Origin of the sequence: Faecalibacterium sp. DFI.5.82 (assembly GCF_029076575.1) — a bacterium.
Classification (GTDB): Bacteria; Bacillota; Clostridia; order Oscillospirales; family Ruminococcaceae; genus Faecalibacterium; species Faecalibacterium duncaniae.
Window position 1 is genome coordinate 1 of the sequence record NZ_JARFIS010000570.1, and the last position, 308, is coordinate 308.

Here is a 308-nt window from a genome sequence, read left to right on the forward strand (position 1 = left end):
GTGTACTTAGGCTCCTGTTTTAGGTCGTCGAAACACTGATCCAAAATTCCATAGGCCTGTTCTGGCATATACAGCCTTTGGAAAAGGTAGGCATGGACATCGGGATCTCCTTTGATGCACATCTCAGCCAGAATACGGGCAGCATTACGAACAAGATCCTGCTCCGTTTCGCTCTGCTCAAATGCCCAGATCAGACAGGCACGGCATTCTTCCGGATGGACTGGGTAACGCTGCATGATATACCATCCGGATGTATAGTGTAAAATGCAGCGCGAATCTTGCTGCAAAACTTTCCAATAGCCTTCGCA

1 protein-coding gene is annotated in these 308 nt (G+C 48.4%); it reads right to left on the reverse strand.

Features of this window, described 5'->3' with window-relative positions; all coding sequences use genetic code 11:
* The coding region (locus P0G09_RS17925; RefSeq protein WP_275253346.1) for a hypothetical protein at nucleotides 1-308 on the reverse strand (308 nt) is incomplete at both ends.